Source organism: Mesorhizobium quangtriensis, from assembly GCF_040081925.1.
In the GTDB taxonomy this organism is placed as follows: domain Bacteria; phylum Pseudomonadota; class Alphaproteobacteria; order Rhizobiales; family Rhizobiaceae; genus Mesorhizobium_K; species Mesorhizobium_K quangtriensis.
In genome coordinates this window covers 548,503-564,602 of the sequence record NZ_JBEBMF010000002.1, presented here as the reverse complement: position 1 = coordinate 564,602, position 16,100 = coordinate 548,503, and the positions used below count along the sequence as shown (strand labels likewise).

Annotated in this window: 16 protein-coding genes; 10 read left to right on the top strand and 6 right to left on the bottom strand. The window is 62.8% G+C overall.

The genetic code is table 11. From position 1 onward, the window contains the following. Positions 1-212: 212 nt before the first annotated feature. The 4 genes from lpxC (at position 213) to ligA (ending at position 7,109) form a co-directional block, all read left to right on the top strand. Positions 213-1,169 (top strand): UDP-3-O-acyl-N-acetylglucosamine deacetylase, encoded by a 957-nt coding sequence (lpxC, locus tag ABMA32_RS11450; protein ID WP_349013886.1) that lies wholly within the window; start codon positions 213-215, stop codon positions 1,167-1,169. A gap of 258 nt (positions 1,170-1,427) precedes the next feature. Further along, positions 1,428-2,315: an outer membrane protein assembly factor BamD gene (locus ABMA32_RS11445; protein ID WP_425475539.1), complete on the top strand. Its 888-nt coding sequence runs from the start codon at positions 1,428-1,430 to the stop codon at positions 2,313-2,315. A gap of 88 nt (positions 2,316-2,403) precedes the next feature. After that, a complete protein-coding gene (gene recN / locus ABMA32_RS11440) occupies positions 2,404-4,071 on the top strand; it encodes a DNA repair protein RecN (RefSeq protein WP_349013884.1) in 1,668 nt (555 codons plus the stop codon). Positions 4,072-4,940: 869 nt separating this feature from the next. After that, positions 4,941-7,109, top strand: a complete 2,169-nt coding sequence (gene ligA / locus ABMA32_RS11435; RefSeq protein WP_349013883.1) for an NAD-dependent DNA ligase LigA — start codon at positions 4,941-4,943, stop codon at positions 7,107-7,109. An 18-nt stretch (positions 7,110-7,127) separates the two neighbouring features. Here the strand turns inward: ligA and ABMA32_RS11430 are convergent, their stop codons facing one another. Next, complete coding sequence (locus ABMA32_RS11430) at positions 7,128-7,976, bottom strand: VOC family protein (protein ID WP_349013882.1); 849 nt, start codon at positions 7,974-7,976, stop codon at positions 7,128-7,130. A 137-nt stretch (positions 7,977-8,113) separates the two neighbouring features. On the opposite strand from ABMA32_RS11430, the gene ABMA32_RS11425 reads away from it, so the two are divergent. Together ABMA32_RS11425 and ABMA32_RS11420 are read left to right on the top strand one after the other, a co-directional pair. Further along, entirely contained in the window at positions 8,114-8,851 is a 738-nt protein-coding gene (locus ABMA32_RS11425) for an AzlC family ABC transporter permease (protein ID WP_349013881.1), read from the top strand. Continuing rightward, complete coding sequence (locus ABMA32_RS11420) at positions 8,848-9,144, top strand: AzlD family protein (RefSeq protein ID WP_349013880.1); 297 nt, start codon at positions 8,848-8,850, stop codon at positions 9,142-9,144. The genes ABMA32_RS11425 and ABMA32_RS11420 overlap by 4 nt, the downstream gene beginning before the upstream one ends. Positions 9,145-9,147: 3 nt before the next feature. Here the strand turns inward: ABMA32_RS11420 and ABMA32_RS11415 are convergent, their stop codons facing one another. From ABMA32_RS11415 to ABMA32_RS11400, 4 genes are all read right to left on the bottom strand, one after another. Then, on the bottom strand, positions 9,148-10,992 hold the full coding sequence (locus ABMA32_RS11415) for an aminopeptidase P family protein (protein ID WP_349013879.1): 1,845 nt from the start codon (positions 10,990-10,992) through the stop codon (positions 9,148-9,150). Between the two features lie 94 nt (positions 10,993-11,086). Continuing rightward, entirely contained in the window at positions 11,087-11,959 is an 873-nt protein-coding gene (locus ABMA32_RS11410; protein WP_349013878.1) for a 50S ribosomal protein L11 methyltransferase, read from the bottom strand. Then, a complete protein-coding gene (locus ABMA32_RS11405; protein WP_349013877.1) occupies positions 11,959-12,537 on the bottom strand; it encodes an SCO family protein in 579 nt (192 codons plus the stop codon). The genes ABMA32_RS11410 and ABMA32_RS11405 overlap by 1 nt, the downstream gene beginning before the upstream one ends. 28 nt (positions 12,538-12,565) lie before the next feature. Next, positions 12,566-12,727, bottom strand: coding sequence for a hypothetical protein (locus ABMA32_RS11400; RefSeq protein WP_349013876.1), 162 nt, complete (start codon positions 12,725-12,727; stop codon positions 12,566-12,568). 112 nt (positions 12,728-12,839) lie between these two features. On the opposite strand from ABMA32_RS11400, the gene ABMA32_RS11395 reads away from it, so the two are divergent. Continuing rightward, complete coding sequence (locus ABMA32_RS11395) at positions 12,840-13,322, top strand: CreA family protein (protein WP_349013875.1); 483 nt, start codon at positions 12,840-12,842, stop codon at positions 13,320-13,322. Positions 13,323-13,364: 42 nt separating this feature from the next. Beyond that, positions 13,365-14,000, top strand: coding sequence for a DapH/DapD/GlmU-related protein (locus tag ABMA32_RS11390; RefSeq protein WP_349013874.1), 636 nt, complete (start codon positions 13,365-13,367; stop codon positions 13,998-14,000). A 5-nt stretch (positions 14,001-14,005) separates the two neighbouring features. Here the strand turns inward: ABMA32_RS11390 and ABMA32_RS11385 are convergent, their stop codons facing one another. Continuing rightward, positions 14,006-14,866 (bottom strand): SDR family NAD(P)-dependent oxidoreductase, encoded by an 861-nt coding sequence (locus tag ABMA32_RS11385; protein WP_349013873.1) that lies wholly within the window; start codon positions 14,864-14,866, stop codon positions 14,006-14,008. 255 nt (positions 14,867-15,121) lie between these two features. Here ABMA32_RS11385 and ABMA32_RS11380 point away from each other — a divergent pair, with 255 nt between their 5' ends. Both ABMA32_RS11380 and ABMA32_RS11375 read left to right on the top strand, forming a co-directional pair. Beyond that, positions 15,122-15,742 carry an aspartyl/asparaginyl beta-hydroxylase domain-containing protein gene (locus ABMA32_RS11380; RefSeq protein ID WP_349013872.1) on the top strand — a complete coding sequence of 207 codons (621 nt, stop codon included), beginning with the start codon at positions 15,122-15,124 and terminating at the stop codon, positions 15,740-15,742. Between the two features lie 67 nt (positions 15,743-15,809). After that, complete coding sequence (locus ABMA32_RS11375; protein WP_349013871.1) at positions 15,810-16,091, top strand: hypothetical protein; 282 nt, start codon at positions 15,810-15,812, stop codon at positions 16,089-16,091. Positions 16,092-16,100: the final 9 nt, after the last annotated feature.

Below are 16,100 nucleotides of genomic sequence, written 5' to 3'. Positions count from 1 at the left end.
AGATTCAGTCGCTTGTGATTCGTGGAATATGTGTTTGCAGTAACATAGAGTAAGAAAGCGTGATTTGTTGTCGACCCGCCCGCGGACTATCTTGCGACCATCAAAAAGGTCGACGCGCGGCCGGATTCGGGGATGAGATCCAGCCAGCCGCGTCAGCCAGGGGGCGCAAGTCCGCAACTGTCCGTTCAGTTGCCGGCCGAACGTCCGGATCGATGGGCACGGGGATCAAGTTGCACGACTACCAGACCACAATCAAATCGCGCGCGGTTCTCCATGGCTTCGGCGTCCACAGCGGCAAGCCGGTTTCCATAAGCTTCCTCCCCGCCGATCCCGATACCGGTATTGTTTTCCACCACATGAACGCGGCTGGTGACGTGCGCGAGATTCGCGCTGTCGTGTCGGAAGTCGGGCGCACTGACCTTTGCACCGCGCTCGGAGACCCGGCCGGCCATCATGTCGGCACGGTCGAGCATGTCATGGCCGCGCTCTTCGGCCTCGGCATCGACAATCTGATCATCGAGGTCGATGGCGACGAGATGCCTATCCTCGACGGCAGCGCGGCGGGTTTCGTCGACGCGATCGACCTGGCCGGCGTTGAGACGCTCGACGTCAAGCGTCGCTATATTCGCGTCCTCAAGCCCGTGCGCATCGACAGCGGCGCCTCCTTCGCCGAGTTCCTCCCGCATGAGGGGACCCGCTTCGAGGTCGATATCGATTTCGAGAGCCCGGCCATCGGCCGCCAGTCCTTCGCTGCCGATGTCGATGCCGAAACCTTCCGCCGCGAGATTTCGCGCGCTCGCACCTTTGGCTTCATGAAGGATGTGGAACGCCTCTGGGCCGCGGGCCACGCGCTGGGCTCGTCGCTGGAGAATTCCGTTGTCATCGGCGACGACAGCCGCGTCATCAATGTCGAGGGCCTGCGCTACAAGAACGAGTTCGTGCGCCACAAGATGCTCGACGCGATGGGCGACCTGGCGCTTGCCGGTGCGCGCTTCATCGGCTGCTACCGCTCCTATCGCGGCGGCCACAGGCTCAACGCAGCCGCGCTGCGCCATCTCCTGTCCGACCGCTCGGCTTTCGAGGTGGTCGAGACGACCCGCCGCGAGCGCGGGCGTTCGGCCGAAATGGTCGCGGTCAGCGCGGCTGTCTACGCTCCCTGGGTTCTCTGATCCCCTTTTGCACGGCTCGCCGCTGTGACTTTTCTGCCGCGTTCGGGCAGAAAAAACACGGTTTGCGAATTCCTGCCGCGCCAGTGATTTGTTAGCGAAATCCGTGCCATAAAATTGCGCCATTGCCGGGCAATGGCGTTGTCGCTGAAAAGCGTTTATGATCATACGTGCGCGCTTGTCCGAGCCGGTCTGTGCCCTTTGTGGGAGAGGGTTCCGGTGGTGGAAGTGGCGACGCGCCGGGAAGGGCTCTGTTCGGTTATGTATTTTGTGAAGAAGGCTCACGCGGCTGGCCAGGCTAAATGTATTGGACGGAAGGTGATTTCCGCCGCCGTTATCGCTGCGATGCCGGTGTTCGCTGCGGGCTGCATGTCCAAGAACGACGACATCAACCTCGCTACCTATGTCGAGCAGACCGACCCCGCCGACCAGCTTTACAATCAGGCGCTGGCCAACCTGAATTCCGGCAACCTCAAGGAAGCAAGCCGCAAGTTCGATTCGCTTGATCGACAGCACCCCTATTCGGAATACGCGCGCAAGTCGCTCGTTATGAGCGCCTTCACCAACTACCGCCAGGGCGCTTACCAGGAGGCGATCAACGCCGGGCAGCGCTACGTCCAGCTCTATCCTTCTTCGGAGGACGCCGCCTACGCGCAGTATATCGTCGGCCTCTCCTATTTCCGCCAGATCCGCTCGGTCACGCAGGACCAGAAGGAATCGCGCCAGGCCATCGAGGCTATGGAAGAGGTCGTTCAGCGCTGGCCCGATTCGGAATATGTCGAGGACGCCAAGAGCAAGATCCGATTCGCCCGTGACCAGCTTGCCGGCAAGGAGATGCAGGTCGGGCGCTACTATCTGGAGCGGCGCGAATACATCGCCGCCGCCAAGCGGTTCCGCTTCGTGGTCGAGAACTATTCCAACACCCGCCACGTCGAGGAAGCCCTCGCGCGCCTGACGGAAGTCTACTACGCCATGGGCCTTACCTCCGAGGCGCAGACTGCGGCTGCCGTGCTTGGCCAGAACTATCCTGACAGCCAGTGGTACAAGGATTCCTACAAGCTCCTTCAGTCGGGCGGGCTGCAGCCGCGCGAGAATTCCGGCTCGTGGATATCCAAGGCCGGCAGTCTTTTCGGCGGCAGCGGGGCCTGACGCGGCCGGCGCGACCTTGCACCGACGGCCAGCCTGATGCATGTCTCCCGGATGTAACTGGTTTCGGGAAGCCCGGGAAAACGCCTGAATGCTCGCGCGCCTGTCGATCCGCGATATCGTCCTGATCGAACGGCTGGATATCGACTTCGCGGCCGGCCTTTCCGTGCTGACTGGCGAGACAGGCGCCGGCAAATCCATCCTGCTTGATGCGCTTTCGCTGGCACTCGGCGCACGCGGCGACGCCTCGCTTGTGCGTCATGGCGCGGGGCAGGGGCAGGTCACCGCCGTCTTCGACGTACCGCGCAACCATCCGGCCCGTGCCATCCTCACCGAAAACGCCATCGAGGACGACGGCGACATCATCTTGCGCCGCATACAGACGTCCGACGGCCGCACCCGCGTCTTCGTTAACGACCAGCCCTCCAGCGTCACGCTGATGCGCGACATCGGCCGTGCGCTGGTCGAATTGCACGGCCAGCACGACGAGCGCGCCTTGGTCGATCCGGCCGCGCATCGCGACCTGCTTGATGCTTTTGGCGGTCATGTCGGCGAGGCGGACAATTGCGCGGGAGCCTGGCGCTTCTGGCGCGATTGCGAACAGCAGCTTGGCCTCCACCGCGCGCGTGTCGATGCGGCTGCGCGCGAGGCGGACTATCTGCGCGCCTCGGTGGCCGAGCTGTCGCGGCTCGACCCGCAGCCCGGCGAGGAAACGGAGCTCGCCGAAATCCGCACCGCCATGATGCGGGCCGAGAAGGTCGCATCGGAGGTTCAGGACGCGCAGGACGTGTTCTCCGGCCAGAATTCGCCGCTGCCCCAGCTTGCCAGCCTGTTGCGCCGCCTTCAGCGCAAGTCGAGCGAAGCGCCCGGCCTGCTCGACGAGGTCGTGAAGTCGCTCGACGAGGCGCTGATCCACCTCGACGCCGCCCAGTCGGCGACGGACGCCGCACTGCGGGCGACCGAATTCGATGCCCAGAAGCTGGAGCGCGCCGAGGAACGGCTTTTTGCGCTGCGCGCCGCAGCGCGCAAGTTCTCGGTCACCGTGGACGACCTCGCCAAGACCCGCGATACAATGGTCGCCGATCTGGCCGACCTCGACGCCGGTGAGGAGAAGCTCGCCGCGCTCGAGAAACAGGCGGGCGCCGCTCGCGATTCCTACGATCGCGCCGCCAAGCGCCTCACCGAACTGCGCACCACCGCTGCTTCGGCGCTCTGCAAAGCGGTGATGGCGGAGCTGCCGGCGCTGAAACTCGACCGCGCCGAGTTCCTTGTCGAGATATCCACCGAGCCCGACAACCGCACCGAGGCCGGCGTTGATCAGGTCGAGTTCTGGGTGCGCACAAATCCCGGCACGCGTGCCGGTCCCATGATGAAGGTCGCGTCCGGGGGCGAGCTCTCCCGCTTCCTGCTGGCTCTGAAGGTTGCGCTTGCCGACCGCGGCTCGGCGCCGACGCTTGTCTTCGATGAGATCGACACAGGGGTTGGCGGCGCGGTCGCCGATGCGATCGGCCAGCGCCTCGCAAGGCTCTCGTCACGCGTCCAGGTGTTGTCCGTCACGCATGCCCCGCAGGTCGCCGCCCGCGCCACGACGCATTTCCTCATCTCCAAATCCGGCAAGAAAAGCGTATCGACCAGCATCGCCGAGATCGATGCGGCCGGCCGTCAGGAAGAACTCGCCCGCATGCTCGCGGGTGCCACCATCACCGACGAAGCCCGCGCCGCCGCCGCCCGCCTGCTGGGCGAAAGCGCGGGGGCTTAGGTAGCCTCCCTTCTCCGCTTGAGGGAGAGGATTGATCCGTAAAAGAGTGCTGCCTTCTCTTCGTCATCCTAGGGCAAGCGCCGCGAAGCGGCGCGCGACCCTGGGATCCATGCCGTGACAGCGCGGCAGCGCATTGACGGTCCAGAACCGGCGCCCGACCTCTGCCGCCCGTACCTATTATTATCAACCTCACGGAATGGATCCTCGGGTCAAGCCCGAGGATGACCAATGGAGAGGTGCAGGTGTGGAAACTCTTTCAGCTTAACTCATTGATTTCATTTTGTGGCGTAGAATAATTCACCCGACTTATCCACGCGCTCTCAACCTCCCACATACTCCCCTGCATCGTCCTCACGGGAACCTGGTGCGCACCGGGTATCAGGGAGGGCGGCGGTGTACGGGCCGGCCGTGCCGGGGCTGATCGCGAAGGCGGGAAACCGCTCCTGGCGACCATGCTCCATCGGTAGCGCGGTTTAGGGAGACGATCCCCAAGACCCGGGCCCCGGTGAGGGTCAGCGGTGGAGCCGCGAATGCCAAGTCGACCCCATCGTCACCGGAGGTGACAGCACCGGCGGGGCGCGGGAACCGCGCCACGTACTAATAATTGAGAGGCTCGGCCCCGTGCCCCGCTTCCCGACTACTCCCTCCGTGGCAGGGAGCGTTCTTTGAATGGCCAGACTGCAAAATCAGGGCGTGGCAATGAGAAGGTGCGTCGACATCCAGGGCAAAGAAGGGAGCCCGGCCGCCCTCGCGCAAGACGACCACACCCCTGGCGCACTTCGTCACCAAATGGCAGCAGTCGGCGTCCCGGCCTTGAACCTTTGGGCAGACTGCGCTTCATAGTCCGCCCAGAATACGGAAATCCTTGCATGCCAAAGCTCGAAACGCCTGTCGAAACGCTGACACAGGAAGACGCTGCGGCCGAACTGAAGCGTCTCGCGGATGAGCTCGCGGCCCACGACCGCCGCTACCACGGCGAGGATGCGCCGACAGTTTCTGACGCCGAATACGACGCGCTGAAGCTGCGCAACGCGCAGATCGAGGCGCTTTTTCCCGAGCTGATCCGCGAGGATTCGCCCTCGCGCCGCGTCGGCTCCGCACCGTCCACCGCCTTCGCGCAGGTCCAGCATTCCGTGCCGATGCTGTCGCTCGACAACGTCTTTTCCGACGAGGACGTGGCCGATTTCGTTGGCAGTGTACGCCGTTTCCTGAGCCTCGCTCCTGATGCCGGCCTCGTCTTCACCGCCGAGCCCAAGATCGACGGGCTTTCCATGTCGCTACGCTATGAGCGACGAAAGCTGGTCACGGCGGCGACGCGCGGCGACGGCGCGACGGGGGAGAATGTCACCGCCAACATCCGAACCATCGGCGAAATCCCGCAGCAGCTTCCGCCCGACGCGCCCGACATCGTGGAGGTGCGCGGCGAGGTCTATATGCGCCGGGACGACTTTCTCGACCTGCAGAAACGCATGGCAGAATCGGGCCAGACGTTTGCCAACCCGCGCAACTCCGCCGCCGGCAGCCTGCGCCAGAAGAACACCGAGGTGACCAAGTCGCGGCCGCTGAAATTCTTCGCCTATGCCTGGGGCGAAGCGTCCGAACCACTCGGCGCGACGCAGTACGAAGTGGTGCAGCGCTTCCGTGACTGGGGCTTCCCCGTCAACGACCGCATGGTGCGCTGCGTCTCGCTGGAGGAGATGCTGACGCAGTATCGCGCCATCGAGGCCGACCGCGCCGAACTGCCCTATGATATCGACGGCGTGGTCTACAAGGTTGATAGTCTCGCGCTACAGGAACGCCTCGGCTTCCGCTCGCGCAGCCCGCGCTGGGCGACCGCCCACAAGTTCCCGGCGGAAAAGGCGACGACCGTGCTCACGGCGATCGACATCCAGGTCGGCCGCACCGGCGCTCTGACGCCGGTGGCGCGGCTGGAGCCGGTCACCGTCGGCGGCGTCGTCGTCGTCAACGCGACGCTGCACAACGAGGATTATATCAGGGGCATCGGCACCACACGGCCGGAAGGACACGACATCCGGGTCGGCGACACCGTCATCATCCAGCGCGCCGGCGATGTCATTCCGCAGATCCTCGACATCCTGCCCGAAAAGCGCCCGGCAGGCTCTGTGCCCTACGTCTTTCCGGCCGAATGCCCGGCCTGCGGCAGCCACGCCGTGCGGGAGGAAGGAGAGGCGGTGCGCCGCTGCACCGGCGGCCTCATCTGCCCTGCGCAGGCCGTCGAACGTGTCAGGCATTTCGTCTCGCGCAATGCCTTCGACATTGAGGGTCTCGGCGAAAAGCAGATCGAATTCTTCTTCAACAACGACAAGCCGGCGCTCAGGATTTCCACGCCGGCCGATATTTTCACCCTGCGAAGGCGCCAGGAGGGGCTTCCCGCGACGCTGGAAGGCTCGTTGGAAAAGCTCGAGAAGATCGAAGGTTTTGGAGCCGTCTCGGTCAAGAAGCTGTTCGATGCCATCGACGCCCGGCGGCAGGTCGCGTTCTCGCGCTTCCTTTTCGCGCTTGGCATCCGCCATATCGGCGAGACCAACGCAAAGCGCCTCGCGCGTCACTTCCTCAGTTTCGACGCTCTCAAAAAGGCTGCCGAGGCTGCGAAAATCCCGGAAGGGAAGGGTGATCCCGGCAACGCGGAATGGCAGGAGATTGTCGGCGTCAACGGCATTGGCGGGATCGTTGCCGAGGCGCTGGTCGACTTCTTCGCCGAGGAACACAACCGCGAAGCCGTCGATGCCCTGCTGAAGGAGGTTACGCCCACGGACGAAGAGCCGATCGCCGCCGTCTCGTCGCCGGTCGCCGGCAAAACTGTCGTCTTCACCGGTTCTCTGGAAAAAATGTCGCGCGATGAGGCCAAGGCCATGGCCGAACGGCTCGGCGCGAAGGTCGCCGGCTCTGTGTCGAAGAAGACCGATCTGGTCGTCGCCGGTCCGGGCGCAGGATCCAAGCTCAAGCAGGCCACCGAACTCGGTATTGAGGTAATCTCGGAGGACCAGTGGTTCGAGCGCGTCGGCCGCGAGGCATGAGGCCGGCCGATGTATCTTTCAGCGCTGCTTCGTGAAGCCGACCGCCGTCCCGAAAGCTCGGTCCGACGGCAGCACCAGCCTTTCCCCGACGATTGCGAGGCCTTTGTCCGTGAAACTGTTGAGGGAAGCGCAATCGATGGTGAAGCCGCCGAGATGCGGGCCATCGCTGGGGTTGGGAGGCTCGCCGCCAAACGCCTGCCGAAAGTTCTCCGCAGTCGACAGCACGATCCTGCCTCTCTGCGTATCAAAGACATAGCGCCCCGGCGCTTCCGCAATTCCTTCCGCACCGACGAAAACGCGCATGTGGTCGACAAGTCCGAGTGCGCCCTCTCCGGTGATCCAGACGTCGCGGATGGCATGCGCCGTATTCGCATGCGTCAGGAACTGTGGCTGGGCGAAATACTCGGGCGCATGGTGCTGGCAGGCGAAATGGCCGAACCACGGCGCGCCGGGCGTGGACGTGTAGGCCAGCGAAAAGCCGATGCGCTTTTCCTCGCCGCCCGGAAAAGTCGCCAGCCGCGAAAAATCGAACGGCGCGTAGGTCTGAAAGCCTGCCTCACGCCACGTTTCGATCGCTGCCGACGCATCGCTGGTGCCGAGCACCAGCATGGAGAAACCTTCATGGCGGGCGAGATAGTCGCGGTTGAACGCGGAGAAAGAGAACTCGCCGGGGCCGGGCTCGATCACGTCTTCCGGCTTGGTCACGGACAGCAGTTCGAGATAGCTGCCATGCAGCTGGATCGCTGTGTTGCCCGTCCCGAACGGATGCTGCGCGCGCGGCGTCATGGTGAAGCCAAGCCACGCATAGAGGTCGCGCATGGCGTCAAGATCGTGTCCGGCGAGGACGAGATGGTCGATGCCTTTCATAGGAACTCCCGAGGCGATGCCGCTACATGCACGGCGCGCCATCCCATCACAAGCATTGAACGCTGGCTCAAGCGAATTCGGCTGACAGGTCAGGATCACTGACCTATATGTCGTCGCGCAACGGGAGGCCGGCCGAAATGTCCGTCGAAGCGACGCCTGAAGGCGCGACGCAGCCAACGACCGCGAGCGAGTTCCTTGCCGGAGCCAAGCTCGGGTTTCCCGTGGTGGTGGCGTCCGCGCCATTCGCCTTCCTGTTCGGCGCGCTGGCCGCGAAGAACGGCTTCACCGTTGCCGAGGCAACGCTGATGAGCGCCACCATCTTCGGCGGCGCCAGCCAGATGGTCGGCATCGATCTCTTCGGCCAGAAGATCGCACCATGGCTCGTGGTCTTGTCGATCTTCGCCGTCAACTTCCGGCACGTGCTCTATTCCGCGTCCATCGGGCGCACGCTGTCGCACTGGCCGGTTCTTCATCAGGCGATCGGCTATTTCTTCCTGACCGATCCTCAGTTCGCGGAAGTCGAACGCAAGGCCGAAAAAGGCCTGCCGGTGACGTTCGCGTGGTATGCCGGTATGGGTGTCACGATCTACGTGCCCTGGGTAATCGAAAGCGGATTGGGGGCCTATTTTGGCAATCTCATCCCGGACCCGCACGCGATCGGCATGGATTTCCTGCTGCCGATCTATTTCTTCGGGCTGGTGATGAGTTTTCGCAGCCGCGCCAACTGGCTGCCGGTCGTGATCGTCAGCGGAATTGCCTCGATCATCGCCTACAAGACGGTCGGTTCTCCTTGGCATGTGTCGATCGGCGCGGCGGCTGGTATCGCGCTGGCGACGATGCTCCCGATCCGCAACGGACAGGCGTCTCGACCATGAGCGCGACTGCCTGGATCATCCTGTGGGGCGCGGTGGCGACCTATCTCACCCGCATCGGCGGGCATCTGGTGCTGTCGCGCTTCGAGAGGGTTCACCCGCGCGTGGAAGCCGCACTGAACGCCGTGCCGGCTGCGGTTCTGACAACTCTCGTTGCGCCGGCGGCGCTGACGGCGGGTCCAGTCGAACTGGTTGCGCTGGCTGTCGCCGGACTGATGTCGCTGCGCTTCGGCATGCTGCAACTTTTCCTGGTGTCCGCCGCCGTACTCATCGTCGGACGCCAGATCTTCGGCTGAGCCTCAGTCCTTCTCATCGCGGGGCAGTGGAGCGGTGGCGTTTTCGAGCCAGGCAAGCACCTCGCCATTGACCATCGGCCCGATCTCGGAAAGCACGCGGGCGTGGTATTCGTCGAGCCAGTGCAGTTCGTCGCGCGTGAGCAGGCTCGTTCGCAGCATCTGCTTGTCGAAGGGCGCCAGCGTCAGCGTCTCGAAGCCGTGCATGGCGATGTCGCCGTCCGGCAGGTTTTCGGCGGGGGTCACGAGGATCAGGTTTTCCAGACGGATGCCGTAGCTGCCAGGCTTGTAGTAGCCCGGCTCGTTGGACAGGATCATGCCGTCCAGCAGCTTCTCCATGCCCGTCCTGGCAATCCTCTGCGGCCCCTCATGGACCGACAAATAGGAGCCGACGCCATGACCCGTTCCATGCGCGTAGTCTAGGCCGTCCTTCCACAGAGCGAGCCTCGCAACAGCATCGATGTCGGCGCCTCTGGTCCCCGCGGGAAAGCGCAGGAGAGAGATGTTGATCAGTCCCTTGAGTACTAGCGTGTAGCGCGTCCGCATTTCCAGCGTAGGCTCCCCGATCGGGACGGTACGGGTGATATCTGTCGTACCGTCCTGATATTGGCCGCCGGAATCGAGCAGGAACAGTTCGCCGGCCTTCAAGGGACGGTTGCTCGCGGTTGACACCCGGTAATGCATGATCGCGCCGTTTGGTCCGGCACCCGCGATTGTCGCGAATGATACCTCGCGCAGGGGCATCTGGGTTTCGTCGCCGGTAACGCGGCGCATTTCCTCCAGCTTCGTCACCACGGCGATCTCATCCAGCGTGTCCGGCTGCTGCCGGTCGAGCCAGCAGAGTAGCTTGGCCACGGCGGCGCCGTCGCGGCGGTGCGCGGCCCGAGCGCCTGCGATCTCGGCGCTGTTCTTGGTCGCGCGAGGGATGCGCGCCGGGTCGGCGGCCTTGACGACGCTCCCGCCGCCCTCGGCGATCAGCATGCGCAGCCGCTCAGCCGCAAGAACCGGGTCGAGCGCGATCTTCGCGCCGCCCTTCGCCAGCGTCGTGATCTCGGCCTCCAGCGTCGATGGCGTCCGGAGGTTGGCGAGTTGCGTCAGATAGGCTTCCGTCCGGATCGGCAGCTTGCGCTTGTCCATGAACAACAGGTGCGGGCCTTCCGCAGCCAGCACGGCAAAGCCTAGAGCGAGCGGCGTGTGCGGTACGTCTGAGCCGCGTATGTTGAAAGCCCATGCGACGGAGGATGGGTCCGTCAACACCGCGTGGGTTGCGCCCTCCCTGGCGATTGCTGCGGCAAGGCGGGCGAGCTTGTCCTTGGCGAGTTCGCCCGCGAACTCGATGGGGTGGATTTCGACGGGCTGCGGCGGCGGCTTGGGCTGATCTGGCCAGATTGCGTCGACCGGATTGATTGAGACGGGAACAAGCTCGACGCCGACTTTTTCGGCTGCTTCCGATAGCGCCTTGACCTCGCCGATCGTGTGCAGCCAGGGATCGTAGGCAAGCCGGGTTCCGGCGCGCAGATTTTCCTTCAGCCATTTGGCCGGCGGATTGTCGATCAGGCTTTCGATGGCGAAGATTTCCGGGTCGGCCTGATCGCGCACCTGCAGCGTATAGCGTCCGTCGACGAAGATGACGGCCCGGTTCGCAAGCACGATCGCGACACCGGCGGAACCAGAGAACCCCGTCAGCCACTTGAGGCGTTCGGAATGGGCGGGGACGTACTCGCCCTGATATTCGTCGGCGCGGGGTACGATGAAGCCGTCCAACCCCTTTTCAGCGAGCCATTCGCGCAGGCGCGACACACGCTCCCTGCCTTTGGATGGGTCGCTTACCTCGTCGAAATCCTGGAACATGGAGACCCGCTTTGGCGTGGGAACAGGGGCGCGAATCTAATGCCGCGGACGATGGGTTGCAACGCGTGCCGCTTGTGCCACCGGTAGTGGGCGTTCAGCGTTTCAGGTGGATGGTCACCCAGCCTTCGCGCCAGAGCGTGCGCACCTGCCTGAACTGTTGGCCCACATAGGCCGCGAGAACGGCGTTTCGCTGGCGCTCCAGAATTCCCGATAGGATCAAAGATCCTCCGGGCCTGACGGAACGCGCCATGTCTGGCGCCATGCGCATCAGCGGCCGCGCAAGGATATTGGCCACGATAAGGTCGAATGGAGCGCGCCGGGCAAAGATCGGGTCGTGGAAACCGGCCGCGGTACTGGTCTCGATATATCGCGAAACATGGTTCAGCTTCGCGTTTTCGTGTGCGACTGTCGTCGCCACTGGATCGATGTCGGTCGCGAGGACCGGAATATGCGAAAGCTTGGCGAGCGCGATCGCTAGGACCGCACTGCCGGTTCCGAGGTCGAGAGCGTTTTGTGGCTTCTCTCGCCGGGCGACCATCTCGATCATTTCGAGACAGCCCGAAGTCGTTCCGTGATGGCCGGTGCCGAAAGCCAGACCGGCTTCGATCTCGATCGCCAGATCGCCGGGCCTGCGTTTGGCCCGGTCGTGCGAACCGTGGACAAGGAAACGGCCGGCGCGCACGGGCTGCAAGCCTTCAAGCGACTTTGCTACCCAGTCAATATCGGGAAGAGTTTCCCGCTCAATCGGAGTTGCGATACCGATGTCGTCGAGGATGGCGCGCAACCGTTGCTCGGCCGCATCCACTTCACCATCGGCATAAAGCGAGATTTCCTTTATGCCGTTCGCCTCGTCGAGGTCGAACAGCGAAAGCGGCAGGCCGTCTTCCTCGAAGGCTGCTTCCAGAATGGGAAACAGCCGGTCGGCAGCGGCTGCGTCCGTCGCGACGTGGAGGCGCGTCTGTGGCATCAGCCTTTGGCCGCGAGGCGCTTCAGCTTGGCGAGCGCGGTGTCGGAATTTTCTTCGTATGCGATCGTACCGAAGAAGTCGCCTGAGCCGTCCAGCAACAAGACCGAAGCCGTGTGATCCATCGTATAGTCGCCGCCCTCCAGATCGACTTTCCGCCAGAATATGCCAAACGACTTCGCCATCTCGTGAACCTTGTCGGGTTCGCCCGTGATGCCGGTGATGCGGTTGGAGACGTTTCCGACATAGCGATCCATGATCTCTGCGGTGTCGCGCTCGGGATCAACGGTCACGAAATAGGCACGGATGCCCTTGCCTTCGTCGCCGAGCTGCTTCAGCCACCCGTCCATTTCGAAAAGCGTGGTCGGGCACACTTCGGGGCAATGCGTGAAGCCGAAGAACACCGCGCTGGGCTGGCCCCGGAAAGCGGCTTCCGTGATCGGCTGGCCCTTCTGGTCGACCAGCGTGAAAGACGCGCCATAAGCGGTCGTGGCAAAACGCATCTGGTACCACTGGAAGGCGATCACGCCCATCACGGCGGCCATGAGCACCAGAATGCCGGAAATCACGAAACGCATCATGAGGGGGTCCCGGTCGCTATAGGCTTTGTCAGAAGCACCAGGCCAGGCCGGCCTCGACACTCGTCATGAAAATGGCAGCGCCCTTGTCGATCCACGAGGCAAACGCCAACCCTGTCGCACCGGCAAGCAGAGCTACGCCGAGGGCGATCTTCGCGATGTTTGCGGCCGGCAGGTGCGAGAACTGCTTCATTCGTTAGATATAACGTGGCGCATCGGCACAAAAAAGAGCCATGATGCCGCGCACGGCTTGCACGATGCCTATCCAGAACCCAATTCATCGCCAGGCAATTCGGGAGACTTCGATGCGCATACTTCTTTTTGTTGCGATTGGCGCGTTGACGGCAGCCGCTCCGGCGGCGGCACAGCAGGTGGGCGAGGTCGGAGTCGACTGGCTGGGCAACGACATCGTCGTCGAAGCGATCAAGGACCCGGAGGTCGAGGGCGTCACGTGTCATGTCTCCTATTTCGACCGGGGCGTGATCGATCGTCTGCAGAAGGGCAACTGGTTCGAGAATCCTTCCGACACGGCGATTTCCTGCCAGCAGACCGGACCGATCAAGATCGGCGACATCGCGCTCGGCGAGGGAGGCGAAGAGATCTTCAAGCAGGGCATCAGCCTGATCTGGAAGGAGCAGGTGGTGAACCGCATCTACGACAAGGCGAACGACACGCTGATCTACCTCGCTCACTCCCGGCAGGTGCAGGACGGCTCGGCAAAGATGTCGATGACCACCGTGCCGCTGTTCAACCAGAATGTGGTCTGGACGAAGGGCAAGCCGCAGTAAGGTGCGCTTGCCGCTTCGTCGCGGCCGGCGTAGAGCCGGGGCATGGACAGACCTGACGACCTTCGATTCAAGGATCCGGAGCCGCGCATCCATCCGACGGCGGAGCTGAAATCCTGCCGGCTCGGGCGCTATGCGGCGATTGGCGAGCGCGTGGTGTTGCGCGAAGTCTCCGTCGGCGATTTCTCCTATTTCGAGCGCAACGCAGAGGCCATCTACACCGAGATCGGCAAGTTCTGCTCGATCGCGGCAAACACGCGCATCAATGCGCTGGAGCATCCGATCGAGCGCATCACGCAGCATAAGGTGAGCTACCGGCCGAACGAATATTTCCGCTGGTTGGGCGTCGATGCGGATTTCAGGGCGCGGCGTCAGGGGCGGAAGGTCCGCATCGGCCACGACGTGTGGATAGGCCACGGCGCGGTCATCATGCCGGGAGTATCGATCGGCAATGGCGCGGTTGTCGGGGCAAACGCCGTCGTCACGAAAGATATCGACGCCTTTGAGATCGTGGCGGGCACGCCGGCGCGCAGGTTGCGTCGGCGTTTTTCCGTGGAAATCTCCGATCGCATAGAAGCTACCGCATGGTGGGATTGGCCGGTCGCGAAGCTGGCCGACGCAATCCCCGACATGCAGAGCCTTTCGATCGAAGAATTCCTGGAGCGCTGGTCCGAACGCTGACAAGCTCAGCTTTTCATATAGTCAGCGAAGGCTCCGCCGTAATCCGGATGCCAGCGCGACAGGGCAGGGCGGTTTTCGATGATGTCGCCCACTGCCCATGCCATGCGCTTCTCGTCGGTGCGCCGCTCCGTCTCGTTGTCCGGGCAGAGGATGTAGAAGTCGCCACGCTTGAGGGCGTCGAGCATGAAGTCGACGACCTGCTCGCCGGTCCATGCGCCGGGTGCCTTGGTTCCGACGCCGCCACTCATGCCGGTGAAGGTGAAGCCCGGGATCAGCAGATGGGCCGATATCATGCCGCCGGGCTCGTTGCGCAGCGCGTGCGACAGCCCTTCGGTGTAGGTCTTCAGCGCCGACTTGGAGACGTTGTAGGCGAGGTTGCCGGGCGGCGTGGTGATACCTTGCTTCGAGCCGGTGTTGACGATGATGGCCGGCTTGCCCTGCGCCAGCATTCTTTCGCCGAACGCCTGAACGCCGTGCACCACGCCCCAGAAGTTGATATCGATCAGTTGCTTCCAGGCATCGAGATTTTCCCACGGCTTGCCCGGATTGTTGCCGACGCCGGCATTGTTCATCAGGAACGACACCTCACCGAATTTTGCGAAAGCCTTGTCGGCCAGCGCGGCGAGATCGGCAGGATTCGCGACATTGCAGGCGACGGAAAGCACATTCTCCGCACGGCCTGATGCCTGTATGACCTGAGCTGTCGCTGCGTCTAGTGCTGTGCCGCCAAGATCGGCGAGTGCGACTTTCATACCGGCCTGTGCAAGTCGGGTGGCTGCGGCTAGACCTATTCCGCTTGCACCGCCTGTGATCACCGCGGCGCGGCCGGCTGAAAGGGCTGGTATGTCGGCGATGGCCTTGGTCATTGTTATCTCCGGTCGGCGCTTTGGGGCAGTCCAGCGGCGCGTGCTGACGGCTTCACTTTAGCCTTCTAGGGCGTAGCGATGGCTTCCCGGTACACATTGTTTTCCGGTCAGGCAACATACCTATCATTTCAGCGTTTGGAGGCCGGCAGCGCTTAGTATCTGCGCCTTTCTCGCCAGAAATTTCTGAATTAGATTGATCGGGGCGCATCGAATGGGATTGATGACGATGCGACGGCACTGCCTAGGAGGGCAATAATGGATTTGGGCGTTCCACTCAAGGAATACGGCTCGGCCGACATCACGCAGCTGCTTGAAGTGATGAAGGCGCAGCCTGATTCCTTCTGGCTGATTGATCGTGAGAGCCGTGTTGCACTCGCAGGTGCTAGGCCCGGAAATGCGGTCTTTTTCTACAATGACAAACCAGCGTTTTCCAAAAGACGACCGGTCGATGAAATCCAGACAGGAACCCTCAATGTCTTGCGACATGTGAATCGTCCCCTGTTCAAAGAGATTGAGGCGGTAATTCAAATATTTGTAAAGCCGGCGTTTCCGGACTGCCATCCGATCCGGGTGCAACTGGCGGAACTCCCACCGGGGCAGATCATAACGCCACATCGCGATGTAGGAATTTTGACAATGATCCATCGCTTGCATGTGCCTCTCGTAACTCACAAGGATGTCACCTTTATCATACAGGGCGGCAGGTTCTTTCTCGAGCCGGGTCACCTCTATGACCTGAACAATGTGGTCGTGCATTCAGTCGAAAACAAAAGCGATGTCATGCGCGTCCATCTCCTGATCGACATGCTGCCCAGCACGATCGCACGTCCCGTCTACCACGACAGTGAAGATGCAATGCGCGCGGTCGTCGCATGATGCGGCGACTTTCGGATGGCCGATTCCGCTTTCGAGCTGCCGAGTTCGGCAAAGCGGCGACAGACCTGTGACAGACTGGCTGAAAATACTGGATGACGAAATCCAGTCTGGCGACAAGATGCTCAAGGCCGTGCCCAAGGTGCTGAACGATCCCGACATCAGCCTGGATCAGGTCAAGGCGCTGTTTTCCGAGCTCGAGAGGCAGGCGCAGTTCATCGAAAAGCTGAGGGCTGCACTCGAGGCGATGGGCCATGATTTTCCCGTTGTCGACAAGGCGACAGCGCTGGAGGCCCGCTACGCCGATCTCGCGGCGACCGCAGCCGAAAAGCTCAAGGAATTGCGACAGTAGCAGCGTCGC

Bases quoted from the DNA above. Each gene is read 5' to 3' on its own strand.
- lpxC (WP_349013886.1), top strand. From the start codon at position 213: ATGGGCACGGGGATCAAGTTGCACGACTACCAGACCACAATCAAATCG.
- ABMA32_RS11445 (WP_425475539.1), top strand. From the start codon at position 1,428: ATGTATTTTGTGAAGAAGGCTCACGCGGCTGGCCAGGCTAAATGTATT.
- recN (WP_349013884.1), top strand. From the start codon at position 2,404: ATGCTCGCGCGCCTGTCGATCCGCGATATCGTCCTGATCGAACGGCTG.
- ligA (WP_349013883.1), top strand. From the start codon at position 4,941: ATGCCAAAGCTCGAAACGCCTGTCGAAACGCTGACACAGGAAGACGCT.
- ABMA32_RS11430 (WP_349013882.1), bottom strand. From the start codon at position 7,976: ATGAAAGGCATCGACCATCTCGTCCTCGCCGGACACGATCTTGACGCC.
- ABMA32_RS11425 (WP_349013881.1), top strand. From the start codon at position 8,114: ATGTCCGTCGAAGCGACGCCTGAAGGCGCGACGCAGCCAACGACCGCG.
- ABMA32_RS11420 (WP_349013880.1), top strand. From the start codon at position 8,848: ATGAGCGCGACTGCCTGGATCATCCTGTGGGGCGCGGTGGCGACCTAT.
- ABMA32_RS11415 (WP_349013879.1), bottom strand. From the start codon at position 10,992: ATGTTCCAGGATTTCGACGAGGTAAGCGACCCATCCAAAGGCAGGGAG.
- ABMA32_RS11410 (WP_349013878.1), bottom strand. From the start codon at position 11,959: ATGCCACAGACGCGCCTCCACGTCGCGACGGACGCAGCCGCTGCCGAC.
- ABMA32_RS11405 (WP_349013877.1), bottom strand. From the start codon at position 12,537: ATGATGCGTTTCGTGATTTCCGGCATTCTGGTGCTCATGGCCGCCGTG.
- ABMA32_RS11400 (WP_349013876.1), bottom strand. From the start codon at position 12,727: ATGAAGCAGTTCTCGCACCTGCCGGCCGCAAACATCGCGAAGATCGCC.
- ABMA32_RS11395 (WP_349013875.1), top strand. From the start codon at position 12,840: ATGCGCATACTTCTTTTTGTTGCGATTGGCGCGTTGACGGCAGCCGCT.
- ABMA32_RS11390 (WP_349013874.1), top strand. From the start codon at position 13,365: ATGGACAGACCTGACGACCTTCGATTCAAGGATCCGGAGCCGCGCATC.
- ABMA32_RS11385 (WP_349013873.1), bottom strand. From the start codon at position 14,866: ATGACCAAGGCCATCGCCGACATACCAGCCCTTTCAGCCGGCCGCGCC.
- ABMA32_RS11380 (WP_349013872.1), top strand. From the start codon at position 15,122: ATGGATTTGGGCGTTCCACTCAAGGAATACGGCTCGGCCGACATCACG.